Origin of the sequence: Thermophilibacter sp. ET337 (assembly GCF_024733715.1) — a bacterium.
Classification (GTDB): Bacteria; Actinomycetota; Coriobacteriia; order Coriobacteriales; family Atopobiaceae; genus Thermophilibacter.
In genome coordinates this window covers 384,633-400,800 of record NZ_JANRHO010000001.1, presented here as the reverse complement: position 1 = coordinate 400,800, position 16,168 = coordinate 384,633, and the positions used below count along the sequence as shown (strand labels likewise).

At 67.7% G+C, this 16,168-nt stretch carries 21 protein-coding genes and 1 pseudogene; 11 read left to right on the top strand and 11 right to left on the bottom strand.

From position 1 onward, the window contains the following. Positions 1 to 196 precede the first annotated feature (196 nt). The gene (locus NW198_RS01820; protein WP_258339778.1) at positions 197 to 1,585 is read left to right on the top strand and encodes an FtsX-like permease family protein; all 1,389 of its coding nucleotides are present in this window, start codon (positions 197 to 199) and stop codon (positions 1,583 to 1,585) included. A gap of 52 nt (positions 1,586 to 1,637) precedes the next feature. Beyond that, positions 1,638 to 1,928 (top strand): type II toxin-antitoxin system RelB/DinJ family antitoxin, encoded by a 291-nt coding sequence (locus NW198_RS01815; RefSeq protein ID WP_143786101.1) that lies wholly within the window; start codon positions 1,638 to 1,640, stop codon positions 1,926 to 1,928. A gap of 212 nt (positions 1,929 to 2,140) precedes the next feature. Here NW198_RS01815 and NW198_RS01810 read toward each other — a convergent pair whose 3' ends face one another. Beyond that, positions 2,141 to 2,464, bottom strand: coding sequence for a multidrug efflux SMR transporter (locus NW198_RS01810; RefSeq protein ID WP_087313167.1), 324 nt, complete (start codon positions 2,462 to 2,464; stop codon positions 2,141 to 2,143). A gap of 381 nt (positions 2,465 to 2,845) precedes the next feature. Between NW198_RS01810 and NW198_RS01805 the strand changes: the two genes are divergently transcribed. Further along, complete coding sequence (locus NW198_RS01805; RefSeq protein WP_258339777.1) at positions 2,846 to 3,673, top strand: TipAS antibiotic-recognition domain-containing protein; 828 nt, start codon at positions 2,846 to 2,848, stop codon at positions 3,671 to 3,673. Positions 3,674 to 3,820: 147 nt separating this feature from the next. Here the strand turns inward: NW198_RS01805 and NW198_RS01800 are convergent, their stop codons facing one another. Then, the gene (locus NW198_RS01800) at positions 3,821 to 4,330 is read right to left on the bottom strand and encodes an AAA family ATPase (RefSeq protein ID WP_087313169.1); all 510 of its coding nucleotides are present in this window, start codon (positions 4,328 to 4,330) and stop codon (positions 3,821 to 3,823) included. A 71-nt stretch (positions 4,331 to 4,401) separates the two neighbouring features. Then, on the bottom strand, positions 4,402 to 4,968 hold the full coding sequence (locus tag NW198_RS01795) for a nucleotidyltransferase family protein (RefSeq protein ID WP_258339776.1): 567 nt from the start codon (positions 4,966 to 4,968) through the stop codon (positions 4,402 to 4,404). Positions 4,969 to 5,064: 96 nt separating this feature from the next. Between NW198_RS01795 and NW198_RS01790 the strand changes: the two genes are divergently transcribed. Then, on the top strand, positions 5,065 to 5,448 hold the full coding sequence (locus NW198_RS01790) for an MmcQ/YjbR family DNA-binding protein (protein ID WP_258339775.1): 384 nt from the start codon (positions 5,065 to 5,067) through the stop codon (positions 5,446 to 5,448). A 32-nt stretch (positions 5,449 to 5,480) separates the two neighbouring features. Here NW198_RS01790 and NW198_RS01785 read toward each other — a convergent pair whose 3' ends face one another. Together NW198_RS01785 and NW198_RS01780 are read right to left on the bottom strand one after the other, a co-directional pair. Then, entirely contained in the window at positions 5,481 to 5,726 is a 246-nt protein-coding gene (locus NW198_RS01785; RefSeq protein ID WP_158094529.1) for a hypothetical protein, read from the bottom strand. A 38-nt stretch (positions 5,727 to 5,764) separates the two neighbouring features. Then, a complete protein-coding gene (locus NW198_RS01780) occupies positions 5,765 to 6,487 on the bottom strand; it encodes a DNA alkylation repair protein (protein ID WP_258339774.1) in 723 nt (240 codons plus the stop codon). Between the two features lie 100 nt (positions 6,488 to 6,587). Between NW198_RS01780 and NW198_RS01775 the strand changes: the two genes are divergently transcribed. The 7 genes from NW198_RS01775 (at position 6,588) to NW198_RS01745 (ending at position 12,147) form a co-directional block, all read left to right on the top strand. Continuing rightward, positions 6,588 to 6,866: a type II toxin-antitoxin system RelE/ParE family toxin gene (locus NW198_RS01775; RefSeq protein WP_258339773.1), complete on the top strand. Its 279-nt coding sequence runs from the start codon at positions 6,588 to 6,590 to the stop codon at positions 6,864 to 6,866. Positions 6,867 to 6,885: 19 nt separating this feature from the next. Next, positions 6,886 to 7,185 carry a HigA family addiction module antitoxin gene (locus NW198_RS01770; RefSeq protein ID WP_258339772.1) on the top strand — a complete coding sequence of 100 codons (300 nt, stop codon included), beginning with the start codon at positions 6,886 to 6,888 and terminating at the stop codon, positions 7,183 to 7,185. A gap of 149 nt (positions 7,186 to 7,334) precedes the next feature. Then, a complete protein-coding gene (locus NW198_RS01765; RefSeq protein WP_258339771.1) occupies positions 7,335 to 7,844 on the top strand; it encodes an RNA polymerase sigma factor in 510 nt (169 codons plus the stop codon). Then, positions 7,841 to 8,605: a hypothetical protein gene (locus tag NW198_RS01760; protein ID WP_258339770.1), complete on the top strand. Its 765-nt coding sequence runs from the start codon at positions 7,841 to 7,843 to the stop codon at positions 8,603 to 8,605. The genes NW198_RS01765 and NW198_RS01760 overlap by 4 nt, the downstream gene beginning before the upstream one ends. A 41-nt stretch (positions 8,606 to 8,646) precedes the next feature. Then, positions 8,647 to 9,582, top strand: a complete 936-nt coding sequence (locus tag NW198_RS01755) for an ABC transporter ATP-binding protein (RefSeq protein WP_258339769.1) — start codon at positions 8,647 to 8,649, stop codon at positions 9,580 to 9,582. Then, positions 9,575 to 10,840 (top strand): ABC transporter permease, encoded by a 1,266-nt coding sequence (locus tag NW198_RS01750; RefSeq protein ID WP_258339768.1) that lies wholly within the window; start codon positions 9,575 to 9,577, stop codon positions 10,838 to 10,840. Before NW198_RS01755 ends, NW198_RS01750 begins: the two co-directional genes overlap by 8 nt. A 314-nt stretch (positions 10,841 to 11,154) precedes the next feature. After that, positions 11,155 to 12,147: a Fic family protein gene (locus NW198_RS01745; RefSeq protein ID WP_258339767.1), complete on the top strand. Its 993-nt coding sequence runs from the start codon at positions 11,155 to 11,157 to the stop codon at positions 12,145 to 12,147. Positions 12,148 to 12,343: 196 nt separating this feature from the next. Here the strand turns inward: NW198_RS01745 and NW198_RS01740 are convergent. The 6 genes and pseudogenes from NW198_RS01740 to ruvC all read right to left on the bottom strand — a co-directional run. Then, positions 12,344 to 12,640: pseudogene (locus tag NW198_RS01740) on the bottom strand (peptide chain release factor-like protein); the annotation flags it as partial. Positions 12,641 to 12,729: 89 nt separating this feature from the next. After that, on the bottom strand, positions 12,730 to 13,308 hold the full coding sequence (locus tag NW198_RS01735) for a DJ-1 family glyoxalase III (RefSeq protein WP_258339766.1): 579 nt from the start codon (positions 13,306 to 13,308) through the stop codon (positions 12,730 to 12,732). Between the two features lie 72 nt (positions 13,309 to 13,380). Further along, positions 13,381 to 13,836 carry a fructose PTS transporter subunit IIA gene (locus NW198_RS01730; protein ID WP_258339765.1) on the bottom strand — a complete coding sequence of 152 codons (456 nt, stop codon included), beginning with the start codon at positions 13,834 to 13,836 and terminating at the stop codon, positions 13,381 to 13,383. Positions 13,837 to 13,941: 105 nt separating this feature from the next. Continuing rightward, a complete protein-coding gene (gene ruvB, locus NW198_RS01725; RefSeq protein ID WP_258339836.1) occupies positions 13,942 to 15,003 on the bottom strand; it encodes a Holliday junction branch migration DNA helicase RuvB in 1,062 nt (353 codons plus the stop codon). After that, positions 15,003 to 15,644 (bottom strand): Holliday junction branch migration protein RuvA, encoded by a 642-nt coding sequence (gene ruvA / locus NW198_RS01720; RefSeq protein WP_258339764.1) that lies wholly within the window; start codon positions 15,642 to 15,644, stop codon positions 15,003 to 15,005. Before ruvA ends, ruvB begins: the two co-directional genes overlap by 1 nt. After that, positions 15,641 to 16,147 (bottom strand): crossover junction endodeoxyribonuclease RuvC, encoded by a 507-nt coding sequence (gene ruvC / locus NW198_RS01715; RefSeq protein ID WP_087313202.1) that lies wholly within the window; start codon positions 16,145 to 16,147, stop codon positions 15,641 to 15,643. Before ruvC ends, ruvA begins: the two co-directional genes overlap by 4 nt. Positions 16,148 to 16,168: the final 21 nt, after the last annotated feature.

Here is a 16,168-nt window from a genome sequence, read left to right as displayed (position 1 = left end):
GCCCGAATGGTCGCGTCATTGTCCGAATGGTAGTCACCAGGGGCCCTCATTGAACCGCCCATTGAGCGCCCCTCAGCGCCCCGGCTCCAAACCTTGCGAAACCGTTAGAGCCCCATAAGCCCGCGCCATGGCGCGCCAGGCCGCCGAGAAGGACGATGGCACCGCACCGTCCATACGCCGCCCGGAAGGAGCGCACATGCCCGCCATCCTGCGCGTCGCGCTCGGCAACGTCTCTCGCTGCGCGCGCGACTACTCGGTCTACCTGGTCACGCTCGCTTTTGCCGCGTGCCTGCTCTACTCGTTCAACGCCTCGGGAGACTATCTCCTGGCGATGCCGCTCACGAGCCCGCAGCTCGAGGTCATCCACAAGGCGCGCGACGTCACGGGCGCCTTCTCCGTCTTCGTGGTGTTGGTCTTCGCCGTGCTCGTGGCCTGCGCGACCCGCTTCATCGTGCGACGTCGCTCGCGGGAGTTCGGGACGTACGCGCTGCTCGGCATGCGCGCGCCCGCGCTCGCGGCAATACTCGCGGCGGAGGGCGCGATCGTGGGGCTCGTCGCGCTGGCGGCGGGGCTCGCGCTCGGCCTTGCCGCCTCGCCGGCCTTCGGCGCGGTGGCGGCGTTCGTCTTTGGCGTGCCGTGGCGGCTCGCTTGGTCCTTCTCGCCCGCGGCGGCGCTCGACGCCTGCGCGTGGTTCGCCGGGATCGAGGGCCTCGCCGTCATGCTCTCCGTGGTGGACGTGCTGCGCCGTCCGCTCGTGGAGCTCCTCGGGCGGGACCGCGCCCCGGAGCGGCTCGCCCTCGCCGGGCGCCGCGGCGTGACGCGGGCGCAGGCGGTGCTCGCCGTGGTCCTTCTCGCCGTGGTGTGGGGCTCGTGCGCGCTCCAGCCCGGGCTCTTCGTGCTCGCGATCCTGCCGATGGGATGGGCCGCCTATGTGGCGACGTCGCTCGTCTTTCGCCTGGTGGCGACGGGCATCCCCAGCGGCATGCGCCGGAGTGCCCGCTATTGGGAGGGGCTGCGCGCCTTCACGCTGAGACAGGTGGAGGGGCACGTGTCCACGGGGTGCCAGGCGCTCTCGTGCACCTGCGTGCTCGTGGCATGCGCGGTCTGCATGATTTGCGCGGGGCTCCTGTTCTCGGTCGGGCAGCGCGCGGCGGGGCTCGCGGACCCGGGCGCGCTCTCGGAGGCGTCGCTCGCGCCCATCGGCTACGTGGGAATCTTCTACGGGGAGGCGTTCCTCGTCGCCGCCGCGGCGGTGATCGCGCTCCAGCAGGTGAGCCAGGCCGCGGACGGCAGGCGCGCCTACGCCACGCTTGCCGCGCTCGGGGCGGACGCGCGGGAGGCACGCGGCGCCGTGCGGGCTCAGGTGGGCGTCGCCTTCGCGCTGCCCGCGGCGCTCGCCGTGGCGCACGACTGCTTTGGCCTCACGCTGGTGCGCCAGCTCGCGCGCGGCGTGCCCGACGAGGTGTTTCTCGCCATCGCGGGCTGCTCGGTTTTGGGCACGCTCGTTCTTCTCGCCCTGTACTACCTGCTCTGCGTTCGCGAGTGCTCCCGCGTGCTGCTGTCACAGGACTACAATGTGGTCTAACGTAGTAAAAAATGAACCAAACGGCAGATTCTGAGCGACTGAGGGAGATCCCATGGCAACGACAATGACGTCGCTCAACACCAAGCTGAGCGCTGAGGAGAAGGAGGCCTTCGTCAGGAACACCGCTGCCCTGGGCCTGACGCCATCCGCCGCCATCAAGGTCTTCGTCCACATGTTCAACGAGTGCGGCGGCTTTCCATTTGAGGTCCGCAGGAAGGTGAGCGACGAGAGCGTGACGTACCTCTCTGCAGATGACTACGCGCGCTTTGCGAGCGCCCTTGACTCTGCCGTCCCCGCAGCCACCCATGAGCTGCTCGATCGCGAGTTCTCATGGGAGGACTAGCGTTTCGTCGCATCCGCCCGCTTCTCGAAAATGACGACGTGAGCGGGTTTTGCTCTGGCAACAGCGACAACGACGCCTGACTCAAAGAACGCGCGCATCGTTGCATCGCGGGCGCTTGTTGTCGATCCGGCTGACGAGCGTGCGGAGGGCTTCTACGCCCACTTTGGGTTCCAGCGCCTGGCGAGCGATTCCCGTCGCATGTTCGTGCGGCTCTAGTGCGTCTCCCCCACCAGCTTGAGGCCGACGACGCACGCCACGAGGCCCGCGATCAGCAGCGCCTTTGGCCACGAGAACGACTCCGCGCCGGAGGCGACGCCCCATGCCACCGTGAGCGCGGCGCCGATGCCCACCCAGACGGCGTAGGCGGTGCCCAGCGGAATCGTGCGTACGGCGTGGCTCAGCCCGAGCATGCTCGCCGCGAGGGCGGCGATGAACACGATCGTGGGGACGGGCTGCGTAAAGCCCTCGGAGCGGTCGAGGGCTTGGGCCCACACGGCCTCCATCGCGCCAGACACGACCAAGATGACCCAATCCATGGCAACCTCCCAGATTATGCGCTGCAGTGATGCGCCGTCTTTGCGATTCTGGTACGGCTGCCCTCGTCAGAGACCCGATGGGTCGGGTGCATCGTAGCACAGGCGCGGGGCCCGGCGTTGTGCGCACGTGAGGGTATGTACACCGCCGCGTAAGGGTATGTACACCCGGCCTCTCACCTCTTCTCGCATCCCCGCAGCTCAGAGCCTCAGGCGAGAAGGACGGTCGAGTCGGAACGTGTACATACCCTCAAGGGCGGCTGTACATACCCTCACGCGTCGCCGTAGAGCTGCCGCGCGGCCGCGCAACGGGCTGTTTCTTGTGCGGCGTCGCCCGCCCGGTGACAATGACCCTACCGAGAAACCCGAGCAAGGAGGGAACCCATGGCCATCAAGGACGTCATCGCCGCCATCCGCAGGGAGGCGGGCATCACGCAGGAGGAGATGGCGCGCAGGCTCTACGTGACGAGGCAGGCAGTGTCTCGCTGGGAGCAGGGCGAGACGACCCCCGGGATCGACATGGTCAAGCTCATCTGCGTCACCTTTGGCGTGCCGCTCGAGCGCTTCTTTGACATGCCCATGAGCTACTACTGCCAGTGCTGCAGCATGCCCATCCCCGACGAGGAGATGCACGGCACCGAGGCCGACGGCTCCAAGAGCGCGGACTTCTGCAAGTTCTGCTACGACCACGGAGACTTCACCGCCAAGGGCATGACGATGGACGAGTTCATCGAGGCCACGGCGCCGATGGAGGCCAAGGCCCTCGGCGTCTCGCTGGACGAGGCGGTCTCGCTCATGGCCACGCTGCTGCCGCACCTCAAGCGCTGGCGCGAGGTCGCCGAGAACGAGGAGGCCTACGGTGCGGAGGTCCGGGCCGCTTACGGCAGCGAGGTGGTAGACGCCGCCAACGAGAAGTACGCGGCGATGGGCGAGGCAGCGCACCTGCAGGCAGAGGAGCTGGCGCTTGCCATCAACGAGCAGCTGCGACGCGCGATGGAGGCTGGCGACCCGGCCGGTCCGGAGGCCCGCAGACTCGTGGCGATGCACGGCCACTGGCTGCGCATGTACTGGCCGGACGGGCTCTACACCTCCGAGGCGCACAAGGGCCTGGCCGACGGCTACGTCTCCGACGAGCGGTTCCGCTCCTACTACGAGAAGGTGGCCCCGGGTGCCGCGCAGTTCCTGCGCGACGCGATCCACGCGTGCGCGTGATCAACCCAGCAGTGCGTTTCGGCGTTGTGCGCACTCTCCGGCGTTGTGTACACTGTCCCCAAGGTCCTTCTCGGCAAAACCGCAGGTAGACGAGCTGGCGAGAAGTGCGCACATCGCCGGAGAGTGTACACAACGCCAGATGAGCGTTTATCCGTTGGATGCGACGATGCGCGCGGCGACCTCATGCGGCGTGAGACCGGTGGTGTCTATGAGCTCTGTGTCGAGGTTGCGATAGCGCGGGAGATAGGAGAGCGAGCGTGCCACCGCCTCTGCGTCGCGCAAGCCCGCGCGAACGTCCCCCTCGATGCGGCGGCGTAGCTCGTCCTCGCGGGCAACCAGGGAGACGGCCCGGACCTTGGCGCCGCACTCCTCGATAGGCAGCCTCCCGAGCAACTCGTCAATGATCGCGCGCTCGTGCATGACCCAGCAGAGGATGACGTTCTCGTATGTGCTGCAGCGCAGGAAGTTGCCGAGCAGGTGGCAGATGTTGTCGAGCACCATGCGCTTGGTCTCCGGGGTCACCTGGAACGGGTCGGCGCACCAGCACCAGTCCCCGTCGAGCATGACGGAGGCGGGCAGCATCCGGTTGAGCTCGCGGCAGACGACGGTCTTGCCCACGCCCATAGGGCCGCCGATGAGGTACAGGGTCTTGGCCAAGTAAGTCCCTCCGAGGATCTTGGAAATACGTAGCATATTATTGCAGGTAATGTAGCTTGTAAGCCTGTATCCTACCGAGATCGTTCGGCTTTGCGCTCATAGATCAGCTCCTTATCTCGCTCGATGGCCTCCCGCAGCGCGGTGTTCTTTATCGTTCTGGCAGTCACCACGTCGGCGGATCGGCCCGTGAGCTGCTCGATCTGCTTGGAGAAGTGCTCGAGGTCACGAAGGTTGAACGAGCGAGATGTACCGATGTCAAGTCGGATGTCAATGTCGCTTTTATCGGAGTATGTGCCTCGTGCGAACGAGCCGAAGAGGTAGGCGCGCTCGATGGCGGGGAAGCGCGAACACACCTCTCGTATCTTATCGACAACGAGCTGCTTGTCGTTAGTGATGCCTTGTCGTCCCTGGATTAACCGAAGCGTCTCGGATACCTTCTGCTCTATGCGGGCGAGGGTGGCATTCTCTTGTTCGCTGTTCTCGGACTCCATGCCTTTGTTCAGAAAATGGAGAAACGCATCGGTTTTGCTCAAGTGGTGCTCAGAAGCAAACTGTTCGACCGCACTCACGAGCTCCGGCGGGAGTCGCAGTGAGACGGCGGTTCTTGGCTCCCTTGCTACTGTGGAGTGCGCGGCCATCTTCTCACCTCCAATGTGTATTGCAATTGTATCACACACGAATGAGAGAGTACCGTGTGTAAGAATAGTCGCGAGCTCATCCAAAGGAGGCACGCCATGGATTTCTCGTGCATAGACGCCCGCCTTATCTCGCTCCCCGGCGCCACCAAGGCCCTCCACGAGAAGTGGGGCTGGATGGTCTACTGGGTGGGCGGCAGGCAGTTCGCCTGCGAGTTCACTGCCTCGCCCGACGCCAAGCCACCCTACGCGGGGCGCCACCTGCTCTCGCTCAAGTGCGACCCGGACCGCATCCTGGAGCTGCGCGCCGAGCACCCGGGCGCGGTGCTGCCCGGATACTACTCGGACGGGCGCACATGGGTCTCCATCGACCTTGACGCCGACCTGTCCGAGGATCTCGTGCTCGGCCTCTGCGACATGAGCTACGAGCTTGTCTTTTCCAAGCTGCCGAAGCGCGTGCAGCGAGAGGTCTCCGGAGAGTAGCCGCGCAAAGATCCGTTGCTCGGCGCGCGACCCTACCTCGCGGCCTCCCGGCGCCTCACGGCAGCGTAGGCTGCCGCGCCGGCGCCGACGAGGGCGGCGACGACTACGTGACCAAGCCCTTCTCGCTCGAGGTCCTCGGCGCCCGCGTGAGGACGCAGCTCGCCCGCGACCGCCGCCCGCTCGACCGCGCCCGCGGCGTCGCGCGCCACGAGCGTACGATACCCCTCGAGCCTGAAGTACGACTCGAGCAAGTCGGCGATGTCGGCCTCGTCGTCCACTATGAGGACGAGGGGAGCGCCTCTGCCCCCGTCTCGCGTCACACCTTGAGCGACTGCAGGTACGCCTTCCGCTCAGGTGTGATGCGGCGGCTCTCGCGGGCCTTCTGGAGCGCCTTGTTGCGCGTCCAGGGGTCGAGGGCGGTCGGCCTCCGCTCGAAGAGGGGCAGCGTCGCCGCGGGCTGCTTGATGAGGGCAAACGAGAAGTACCAGGCGCGCGCCATGTTGACATAGTACTCAGGACGGTTGATGCCGGCGACAAGCGCGAGGTGTTCGGGCTCGAAGGCGTCATCCAGGAAGAGCGTCATGAGCTGGACCACTCCAAAGCGCACCGTGTACTCCGGCTCCGCGGCAACCCATCCGCGGATGCGCTCGAGTGCCGCCGGAAGGTCGCGCCTGAAGGCGGGGACGCGGATGAGGTCGCAGGTCGCCCAGTTGTCAACGTGAGGGAGAAAGGCGTCGAGGAGCTCGAACGCCTCGGCGGGCGTCTTCGCCATCCGGCCGATGAGCGCGCCGTGCAGGTTATTCTCGTCGTAGGTCTCGTGCGGGAGCGCCGCGAGGAACGCGCGCGCCTCTTCGGGTCGCTCGCGTGCGAGCCTGCGGGCGTAGTCGCGCAGCGCCGGTGTGCGCACGCCAAGGATGCGCGCAGGGTCGACGGTCGGCACGAGCTTCGCCTGGAAGTCCCGATACGCGGGGTCGGCGAGTGCTTCGAGCTCGTGACGGATGCGGTCAGCAGTGCCGCCCTTCGGTGTCTCTCTCCTCATGTAGCTCCCTTGACACGAACATGTGTTCTTATACAATGAATCTACCACACGAGCTGTGGTTCCGAAATTGACATTGACAATAGTAACGCGAGGCGATACTATGATTAGGTCATTTGCAGACAAGGATACCGAGCGGCTCTCGTCGGGATTTCGCGTTGCACGGTTCGTGGCGTTCGAGCGTGTTGCACTGAGAAAGATTCGCCAGCTGCAAATCGCAAACGAGCTGTCTGACCTCAGAATACCGCCGGGAAATCGTCTCGAGGCGCTGAGCGGAGATAGAGCTGGGAAATTCAGCATTCGCATCAACGACCAGTTCCGAGTCTGTTTTCGATGGGTCGAGGGAGGTGCCGAGGGTGTCGAAATCGTCGACTATCACTGAGCCTGTTCACGAGGGAGAGATGGTTGCCCCCATTACTCCAGGCGAACTGCTGCGCGACGAGTTCCTCGTGCCCATGGGCATCTCGCAGTACCGTCTTGCCAAGGAGACGGGCATACCCGCGCAGCGCATCGGACAGATCGTGTTGGGACGCCGCTCCGTAACTGCCGACACTGACCTGAGGCTCTGTCGCTTCTTTGGCCTGTCTGACGGGTACTGGCTGCGTGCGCAGGCGGAGTACGACATCGAGGTGGCCCGACGCAAGATCGAGCCCGAGCTCAGGAAGATAAAGCCCTTCTCCAAGATTGCCGCTGCGCTGTAGTCCGCACCACGCGGACTCTGCCAAACATCTCTCGCCACTCGAGGCCGCCCAAAGGGCGGCCTTTTGTCATCCGACAGGCAAAGAAAAATCAATCCGACCGCTCATCCGGGGGCGTCGCTGCGTTAATAGGGATAGAGGGAGGTGGCGTCGTGGGCGAGAAGAACGGGCGGACGGAGGAGGCGGAGCGCCTCGTGAGCGAGCACTATGCGGACGTGCTGCGGTACTGCCGCAGGCATGCGCCGGCGGGGCTTGCCGAGGACGCCGCCCAGGAGACGTTCCTGCGCTTCGTCCGCGCCCGCTCGCGCTACCGGGAGCGGGGCCGCGCCCGCGCCTACCTCGTCACCATCGCCCGCAACGTCTGCGCCGACATGGCGCGCGACCGCGCGTCCTCGTGGGCGGAGCTCCCGGAGGAGCTTTCCGGCGGGGGCGACCCGGGCGAGGCGGACGATCGCCGCGACCTGGCCTCGGCCCTCGCGCGGCTGCCCCGCGCCCAGCGCGAGGCGCTCGAGCTCAGGTACGGCGAGGGCCTCACGGTCGGCGAGGTGGGCGCCGTGCTGGGCATGAGCAGGTTCGCTGCGGCGCGCGCCCTGTCGTCTGGGCTCGAGGCGCTACGGGCGGACCTGGACGCTTCGACGAACGAGTGGGGAGGCACACGATGAGAAGGCGAGAAAAGCGTGCCCTCGAGGAGGCGCTGCGAGACCACTACCGGGCGCTGCGCGGCACCGACGCCGCCGTGCCCCGCGCGCTCGTGGAGGCGGTCGCGGCAGAGATGGACCGGCCCTCCCGGCCGCGGGCGGCCGAGGTCGTCGCCGGGCAGGCCCGCCGCATCGGGGCGGGGGCGTGGGCGCTGCACGCGGCGCTCGTACTTCTCGCCGTGCCGTGCGCCCTCTCCGGGATCGGCGTCGGGACGGTCGCGGCAGCCCTCGGAGCGGCGCTCGCGCTCGCCTCGCTCGCAGGCGTCACGCGCTCGCGCTCCTGCGGCATGGCCGAACTCGAGGCGTCATGCCCGGTGAACGCCCAGGCCGCGGCGTGCGCCCGGGGGCTCGTGCTCTGCTGCGCAGACGCCCTCGCCCTCGCCCTGCTTGCCGCGTTCGCGGAGCCAGTCGGAGGCACGCCCTGGGCCGTGCTCGCCCAGGGCCTCGCGCCCTACCTCGCCGCCCTCGGGGCGGGGCTTCTCGCCGCCCGCCGCGCGGCGAGCCCTGACGCGACCGTCGCTGCCGTCTCCGCGGCGGCCGGGGTGTGCGCCGCCTGCGCCCTCGCGCGCACCCTCTGTCCGGCGGCCTTCGGCCCGGCGGCGGCGCTCGCCTGGTGGGCGGCTGCGGCGGCGGCCCTCGCCTTCGCCGCGGCGCAGGCCCGCGCGTGGCTGCGCGCGGCGGCGTCCGGCTTCGCCGACGCGCCCGCGTCCGCAGGCGCGCTCTAGCGACCCCACCGTAAGACCGACTACCAGAGAGGAAATCCAGCATGGAACTGACGCTCGACCGGCTGACCCGGGAGTTCGGGTCCAAGATCGCCGTGGACCGCGTGAGCGCGACGCTCGGACCCGGCGTCTACGGCCTGCTCGGCGCCAACGGCGCCGGCAAGACCACGCTCATGAGGATGATCTGCGGGGTGCTGCACCCCACCTCGGGCGAGGTGCGCTACGACGGCGCGCCCGTCGCGCGCATGGGCGACGCCTACCGCGCCCTTCTCGGCTACCTGCCGCAGGACTTCGGCTACTGCCCTGAGTTCACGGCGCTCGACTTCATGGAGTACATGGCCGCCCTCAAGGGCCTCGGCCGGCGCGACGCGCGCGACCGCTCGCTCGCCCTGCTGGAGCGCGTGGGCCTCGGCGGCGAGGAGCGCCGCCGCATCCGGACCTTCTCCGGCGGCATGCGCCAGCGCCTCGGCATCGCGCAGGCCGTCCTCAACGACCCCGAGGTCCTCGTGCTCGACGAGCCCACGGCCGGGCTCGACCCCAAGGAGCGCGTGCGCTTCAGAAACCTCATCGCCGGCTTCGCCCAGGACAAGATCGTCCTACTCTCCACGCACATCGTCTCGGACGTGGAGTGCATCGCCGACGAGATTCTCGTGATGCGCGCGGGCTCCGTCGTCCTCTCGGGCGCACCCGCCGGTCTCGTGGCCGAGGCGAGGGGAAGGGTGTGGGAGGCCGTCGTCCCCGCCGGCCAGGCCGAGGCGCTCGAGGCCAGGCTCTGCGCGAGCAACGTGCGCCACCTCGACGGCGGGAGCGCCCTCGTGCGCTACGTCGCAGACCAGCCGCAGATCGCGGGCTCCGTGCCAGCCGATCCCACCCTCGAGGACCTCTACCTGTACGTGTTCCGCGACGACGCGCACGCCTCCCGGCAGCAGGCCCCGCGTGGCCGCCGCGGCGCCCATATGAAGGAGGAACGTCATGGCTAGGCTCATCCTGTTCGAGCTCAAGAAGATGCTCGCGCGGCGCACGGCGCTCGCGGCCAACGTCGGCGTGATCGTGTTCCTTGTGGCCATCATGGCGCTCAACGTGGTGCAGACCAAGACGACGGACGCCACGGGTGCGATCATCTCGGGCACAGACGCCATCGCGCAGATGCGCGCAGAGGCCGAGAAGCACGCCGGGCCCGTCACCGTCGAGCGCGCCGCGGCGGACATCGCCGCCTACCAGGAGCGCCTCTTCTCGCGCCTTGACCGCGACGAGGTGACCCAGATGACGGGCTCGGCCGTCTATGACCTCATGTTCCAGAGCTTCTCCGACGAGGAGGTCTACGAGCTCTACAACCCGTACTGGAGCTGGCTGCTGAGGCCGTGGCGCGTCTCGGGCGAGGAGCCGGCCCAGACGGCGGCGCGCGTGACGCCCGAGATGGCGGCGGACTGGTACGGCGCCGTCTCCGAGCTGACGCAGGACGCCCTCGACGTAGGGCAGGGTGGCATGTGGGAGTACTCCGAGGCGGAGCGCGCCTACTGGACCGAGATGCGAGCCTCCGTTCCGGAGCCCGTCGCATACGGCTACTCGGGCGGCTGGGACAACGTCGTCAACTGCGCGGCGTTTCTCGTCTTCTCGATCCTGGCGGTGTGCGTGACGCTGGCGCCCACGTTCTCCTTCGAGTACCAGTCCGGCGCGGACGCGGTGGTGCTTGCCACGAGGCGGGGCCGCTCGACGCTCGTTGCCGCCAAGGTCGTGGCGGGGCTCGCCTACGCGACGGCGTACCTCTTGCTCTGCTCCGCCATCATCGTGGGGTTCTCGCTTGTCTTCTACGGGGCGGACGGCTTTGGGCTCTCCATCCAGAGCATGGCGCTCTCCTCGCCCTACCCGCTCACGGCGGGCCAGGCGGCGCTCGTCCTGGTGGGCCTCATGTACGTCGTGTGCCTGGGCTTCGCGTGCCTCACGCTCGCCCTGTCCTCGCGCATGAGCTCGACCCTCGCGGTCTTCCTGACGGACGTGGTGCTCGTCCTGCTCACGGGGCTAGTCCCGTCGGGCGGCGTCGGGATCCTCGAGCGCGTGCTCGCCCTCTTCCCGCTCAACTTCGCCAACTTCAGCGTGCCCTTCTCGGCGCTCGAGTCCTACCCACTGGGCCCGTTGGTGCTCGACCTGATCGGCATGGTGGTCGCGGTCTACGCCCTGCTCGCCCTCGTGTCAACGCCTCTGGCGGCATTCTCCTTCAGGCGGCACCAGGTGGCGTAAGAGCCTTGCTTCCATAGATATCAATTAGCGGAAGTGAAATCTGATTCACTTCCGCTAATTGAGGCTACGAGAAGTAAATAGACCCAGCGAGAGGTCCGAGTGAGGGGTGAGGAGCATGTTGTCAGCGGTCGGCTACGAGGAGCTTCCTTGGCATATCGATCCAAACGAGAGGGACCTCATCCCCCGAAGCGCCCGCAGGAGGATGTCCGCGACCTACCAGGCGTCCATTCCAGCCTCTATTTCCAATCTCAGCCCAGCTGTTCCGGAGGCCGCCTCGGCACGCATTGACGACCTGCTGATGAGGCTCGCCCGCTTTGACGAGGCACAGGCTACGACGTGGCTACGACCTGCCTGCGCTCCTGCTGCGAAGCGAGTCCGCGGCAAGTTCCCAGATCGAGCACCTCACCTCGAGCGTCCGCGATATCGCTCTTGCCGAGCTCTCGAACGACGCTCCGGCCAATGCGCGCATCGTTCAGGGTAATGTCGCGGCCATGCGCGCGGCGCTCAGACTGCCGTCGGATATCTCGATCGATCAGGTCAAGGCCAACCATCGCTCCTTGATCGAGCCGACGGGTGCGTCGTTTAGGGGAGAGCTGCGAGACGAGCAGGTGTGGGTCGGCGGGACGGCATACGGCCCGCATGGGGCGCTCTTCGTTCCGCCCGCCCCAAGTCGAATCATGGGCTGTCTTGAGGATCTTGTCGCTTTTGTCGGCAGGGATGACATTAGTCCCATTGCCAAGGCGGCGGTCGCTCACGCTCAGTTCGAGACAATCCATCCATTCATCGACGGAAACGGGCACACGGGCAGAGTCCTTCTCCACCGTATTCTCAGGAACGAGGGCGTGCTCACGCGCGCCACGCTTCCCGTCTCCGCAGGGCTCCTCCACGACGTCGACGCCTACATGGAGTCGATTGAGGCCTATCAGGGTGGCGACTACCTGCCCATAGTGGAGAGCGTGCTGAGCGCGCTCGAGCTTGCCCTCGTCATCGGCGGTCACGTCTCTGCTCTCATTGACAGTGTGATGGAAGGCTGGAAGTCCGCCATAGCCGAGCGCGCCGGATCGGCCATCTGGCGTCTCCCTCCTCTGCTGGCAGAGCAGCCTGTTGTGACCGTCGCGTATGTCGCGGAGCGTCTGGAAATCACTTCGCGTGCCGCCTCGACCCTGGTCGCGAGAGCGTGCGGGTATGGGATGCTACGTCCCCTGGGGACGCGTCGGCGGGGCGACTTCTACCAGAGCGACGAGCTCATCGACGTCCTTGAGGAGATATCGAGCATGGCGGGCGTTCGACGCATGCTCGCGCGGTGAGACGGGAAGCCATTGACGAGGGCGGGAGCCCACATCTCCGCTTTGTTGTGTACACCGTTCGGCGTCGTGTACACGGTCCTCGACGTCCTTCTCGGCGGATGTGCAGGTAGACGAGCTGTCGAGAAGTGCGCACAACGCAGGAAGGTGTACACAACGCAAGAGGGTGCGCACAACGTCAGCGGGACCTCTGCCGGCCCTACTCCCCGTCCACGCGGCGACGGAGCTGCTTGACCTGACCGCGGGCGCGCTTGGAATCGAGACGCCTGCGCTTCTGGGAGGCGGGAACGCGGGTCTTCTTGCGCGGCCGAGGCGGGCGGGCACGGCGCCGGCAGATCTCGAGGATCTTCTCGACGCAGCGCTCGCGGTTGCGCAGCTGGCTGCGGCTCTCGCGCGAAACCACGGTGATGCCGGTAGGGACGTGGCGCATGCGCACCGCGGAGTCGGTCGTGTTCACGCCCTGGCCGCCCGGTCCCGTCGCGCGAAAGACCTGCACCTCACAGGCACGGGCAATCTCCTCGGGCGTCTGTCGCGCGAAGGCGGCGTAGTCGCGATGCGTGAGCCCTGTCTCCCCCACCGCGCCCCCTACAGGACCACGCCCGCGCGGACGCGCTCCACGGCCTCGTCGCCGAGGTAGTGGCGGACGATCTCGAGCGCAAAGGGCATCGCGGTCCCCGCGCCCTGGCTCGTGATGAGGTTGCCGTCCACGACGACGGGCTCGTCGGCGAGAAGCTCCGCCCCCTGCTCGGCGAGCACGTGCTGGAAGCCGGGGTTGGAGGTCGCGCGGCGACCCTTGAGCAGCCCGAGCTCAGCAAAGATGGAGGGGGCGGCGCAGATGGCGGCGAGCGGCCTTCCCGCCTCGGCGCGGGCGACGACCTCCGCGCAGAGCGGCTCGCAGGCGCGCAGGTTGGGCGTGCCGGGGATGCCGCCGGGCAGCACGAGCATGTCGTAGTCGTCGAAGGCAAAGCCGTCGTCGTCGATGGAGCGCTTGCAGACGATGGTCACCTCGTGGGAGGAGGTCACCGTGCGCTCGGGCGTGATGGCGACGGTGTCGCACGGAATGCCCGCGCGGAAGAGCAGGTCCACGACCGTGAGGCCCTCGATCTCCTCGAGCCCCGGGGCGATGAGGACGGCGACACGCCTGTCGGTTGCCTGCTTGAACATGTGATGCCTCCTTGTGACGAGACCCCACCGGCATGCCAGGCGGGGCCCTCGGGTGAACGCCTGCGGCCTCGCCTAGTCCTCGATGCCGGCCTCCACGGCGGCGGCGATGGCCTCGGCGTCGTCGGTGTCGCGGACGAACGCCTTGAACTCGTCCTTCATGAGAAGGACGGCGGTCTTGGAGAGGAGCCTGATGTGGGTGGTGCCCGCCTCGTCGTCCGGGACGAGCAGCGAGATGGCGACGTCGATGGGCTTGTCGTCGAAGCTTGGCCACTCGATGGCGTGGTCGTTCTTGACCACGATGACGGCCGGCTCCTTGATGGCGGTCGACTTGGCGTGCGGAACGGCGAAGCCGTCGGTCATGCCGGTCTCGCCCATCTCCTCGCGGGCAACGAACGCCTGATAGACGGCGTCGGCATCATCGGTGACGCCGAGCTCGGCAGCCTTGTCGGAAATGAAGCGAAGCATGTCCTCGCGCGTGGCCAGGCTCTGCCCGACGAAGACGTTCCCAGCCTTGACAAAGTCGCTCACGTAAGTCCTCCTTCATCACGAGGGAGTCCTCCCCCCGCACCCAAAGTCAAGCCCATCATACCTAGTTTGTACGCGAGAAGAACCCAGAAGCTGGGATTTCTTGGCCTATCGTGACGGCGGCTCGATCCCGAGGTGCTCGAAGGCGGCAAACGTTGCCTGGCGGCCCTGCGGCGTGCGCACGATGAGACCGCGCTGCAGCAGGTAGGGCTCGTAGACGTCCTCGAGGGTGGAGGGGTCCTCGGAGACCGCGCTCGCGACGGTGGTGAGCCCCACCGGGCGCCCGCGGAAGGTCTCGCAGAGCGCCGTGAGGATGCGCACGTCCATCGTGTCGAGGCCCATCGCGTCGATCTCGAAGAACTCGAGCGCCTCCGCGGCGACCTCCCAGGTGATGGTTCCCTCGCGCTTGACCTGGGCGTAGTCGCGCACGCGCTTGAGCAGGCGGTTGGCCAGGCGCGGCGTCCCGCGCGAGCGCGAGGCGATCTCCGCCGCGCCCTGCTCGTCGATCTGCACTCCGAGGATCTGCGCCGAGCGCCCCACGATGACGGCGAGCTCGGAGGTGGTGTAGTAGTCCAGGCGGTACGAGATGCCAAAGCGGTCGCGCAGCGGGCCGGTGAGAAGCCCCGTGCGCGTGGTGGCGCCCACGAGCGTGAAGCGCGGGACGTCGATGCGGATCGATCGCGCCGCCGGCCCCTTGCCGATCACGATGTCGAGGAAGAAGTCCTCCATCGCCGGGTAGAGGATCTCCTCGATCTGGTGGTTGAGGCGGTGAATCTCGTCCACGAACAGGACGTCTCCGGCCTCGAGGTTGGTGAGGATGGCCGCGAGGTCGCCCGCACGCTCGATGGCGGGACCCGAGGTGGTGTGCATCTTTGCGCCCATCTCGTTGGCGACGATGCCGGCGAGCGTGGTCTTGCCCAGCCCCGGGGGGCCCGAGAAGATCACGTGGTCGAGCGCCTCGCCGCGGTCGCGCGCAGCCTGGATGAGCACGCGCAGGTTCTCGCGGACGCGCTCCTGGCCGATGTACTCGTCGAGCGTGCGCGGGCGCAGCGTACGGTCCTGGTCGAGGTCCTCGACCGTGAGCTCGCCCGAGACGTCGCGCGGGCCCACCGGGCGGCGCTCGGAGGCGCCCGCGCCGGCGAAGAGGTCCTTCTCGCTCGACTCCCACATCATCTACCACTCCCCAGGCGCCGCAGCGCGTAGGCGAGCACCTGCTCGACGCTCACGGCCCCCGCCTCGGCGTGGCCCTCGAGCGCGAGCTCGGCCTCCTGGGAGGTGAAGCCCATCGAGAGCAGCGCCTCGGTCGCGTCCGCCTCCACGCCGGCGCCCGCCGCCGCGACAGATCCCAGCGGCAGCGACGCCGCGTCCGGGCTCGAGAGGCCAACCAGGCCGCGGAGCTCGGCGTTTTTGGAGAAGACGTCCGAGAGCTCGACGATCAGGCGGCTCGCCTTCTTGCGCCCCACGCCCGGGACCTGCGCCATGCGCGCCGTGTCCTGCGTGGTCACGATCTGGGCGAGGACGGAGGGAGAGAAGGTCGAGAGCACGGCGAGGGCGAGCTTCGAGCCCACGCCCGAGATGGCGCGCAGCTGGTCGAACAGGGCACGCTCCTCGCGCGTGGCGAAGCCGTAGAGCTCCATCGAGCCGTCGCGCACGACCATGCGCGCGAGCACGGTCACACCGGCCTCCCCCACGTGCGGCAGCGACGCCGCGGTGGTCGAGGACACGCCGAGCTCAAAGCCCACCCCGCCCACGTCGAGCACGATATGAGTGGGCAGCACCTCGACGAGCGTGCCGGTCAGCTGGACAATCACGCGAGAACCCTCCTTGCCTGCTCGAGGCTCCTTGTGCGGGTGAAGTTGGCGTGGCAGACGGCGGCGGCGAGCGCGTCCGCCGCGTGGTCGGGACGGGGCTCGTGGTCGAGCTCGAGGACCGTGCGCACCATGTACATGACCTGGCGCTTGTCCGCCGCGCCCGTGCCGACCACGGCCTGCTTGATCTGCATGGGGGTGTACTCGCCCACCGAGAGGCCCGCCGTCGAGCACGCCACGATGGCGGCGCCGCGCGCCTGCGCGGTGGCGATGGCGGACTTGGTGTTCTCGCCGAAGTAGATGCTCTCGATGGCGAGCTCCGTGGGGCCGTACCTCTCGATCACTTCCCTGAGCCTGCGGTAGATGCGGCCGAGGCGCAGGTCGATGGGCTCCGAGGCCGTGGTGGTCACGCAGCCGTAGGCGCGCGCCCGGCAGACGGGGCCGCGCGTCTCGACCACGCCCCATCCGGTGTGGGCGAGTCCCGGGTCTATGCCGAGAATGACCATGAGCCCCCTTCTGCCATTACT

What these genes read in the sequence shown, in the direction of transcription:
- NW198_RS01820 (WP_258339778.1), top strand. Translation starts at nt 197, where the DNA reads ATGCCCGCCATCCTGCGCGTCGCGCTCGGCAACGTCTCTCGCTGCGCG.
- NW198_RS01815 (WP_143786101.1), top strand. Translation starts at nt 1,638, where the DNA reads ATGGCAACGACAATGACGTCGCTCAACACCAAGCTGAGCGCTGAGGAG.
- NW198_RS01810 (WP_087313167.1), bottom strand. Translation starts at nt 2,464, where the DNA reads ATGGATTGGGTCATCTTGGTCGTGTCTGGCGCGATGGAGGCCGTGTGG.
- NW198_RS01805 (WP_258339777.1), top strand. Translation starts at nt 2,846, where the DNA reads ATGGCCATCAAGGACGTCATCGCCGCCATCCGCAGGGAGGCGGGCATC.
- NW198_RS01795 (WP_258339776.1), bottom strand. Translation starts at nt 4,968, where the DNA reads ATGGCCGCGCACTCCACAGTAGCAAGGGAGCCAAGAACCGCCGTCTCA.
- NW198_RS01790 (WP_258339775.1), top strand. Translation starts at nt 5,065, where the DNA reads ATGGATTTCTCGTGCATAGACGCCCGCCTTATCTCGCTCCCCGGCGCC.
- NW198_RS01780 (WP_258339774.1), bottom strand. Translation starts at nt 6,487, where the DNA reads ATGAGGAGAGAGACACCGAAGGGCGGCACTGCTGACCGCATCCGTCAC.
- NW198_RS01775 (WP_258339773.1), top strand. Translation starts at nt 6,588, where the DNA reads ATGATTAGGTCATTTGCAGACAAGGATACCGAGCGGCTCTCGTCGGGA.
- NW198_RS01770 (WP_258339772.1), top strand. Translation starts at nt 6,886, where the DNA reads ATGGTTGCCCCCATTACTCCAGGCGAACTGCTGCGCGACGAGTTCCTC.
- NW198_RS01760 (WP_258339770.1), top strand. Translation starts at nt 7,841, where the DNA reads ATGAGAAGGCGAGAAAAGCGTGCCCTCGAGGAGGCGCTGCGAGACCAC.
- NW198_RS01755 (WP_258339769.1), top strand. Translation starts at nt 8,647, where the DNA reads ATGGAACTGACGCTCGACCGGCTGACCCGGGAGTTCGGGTCCAAGATC.
- NW198_RS01750 (WP_258339768.1), top strand. Translation starts at nt 9,575, where the DNA reads ATGGCTAGGCTCATCCTGTTCGAGCTCAAGAAGATGCTCGCGCGGCGC.
- NW198_RS01735 (WP_258339766.1), bottom strand. Translation starts at nt 13,308, where the DNA reads ATGTTCAAGCAGGCAACCGACAGGCGTGTCGCCGTCCTCATCGCCCCG.
- ruvB (WP_258339836.1), bottom strand. Translation starts at nt 15,003, where the DNA reads ATGTGGGAGTCGAGCGAGAAGGACCTCTTCGCCGGCGCGGGCGCCTCC.
- ruvC (WP_087313202.1), bottom strand. Translation starts at nt 16,147, where the DNA reads ATGGTCATTCTCGGCATAGACCCGGGACTCGCCCACACCGGATGGGGC.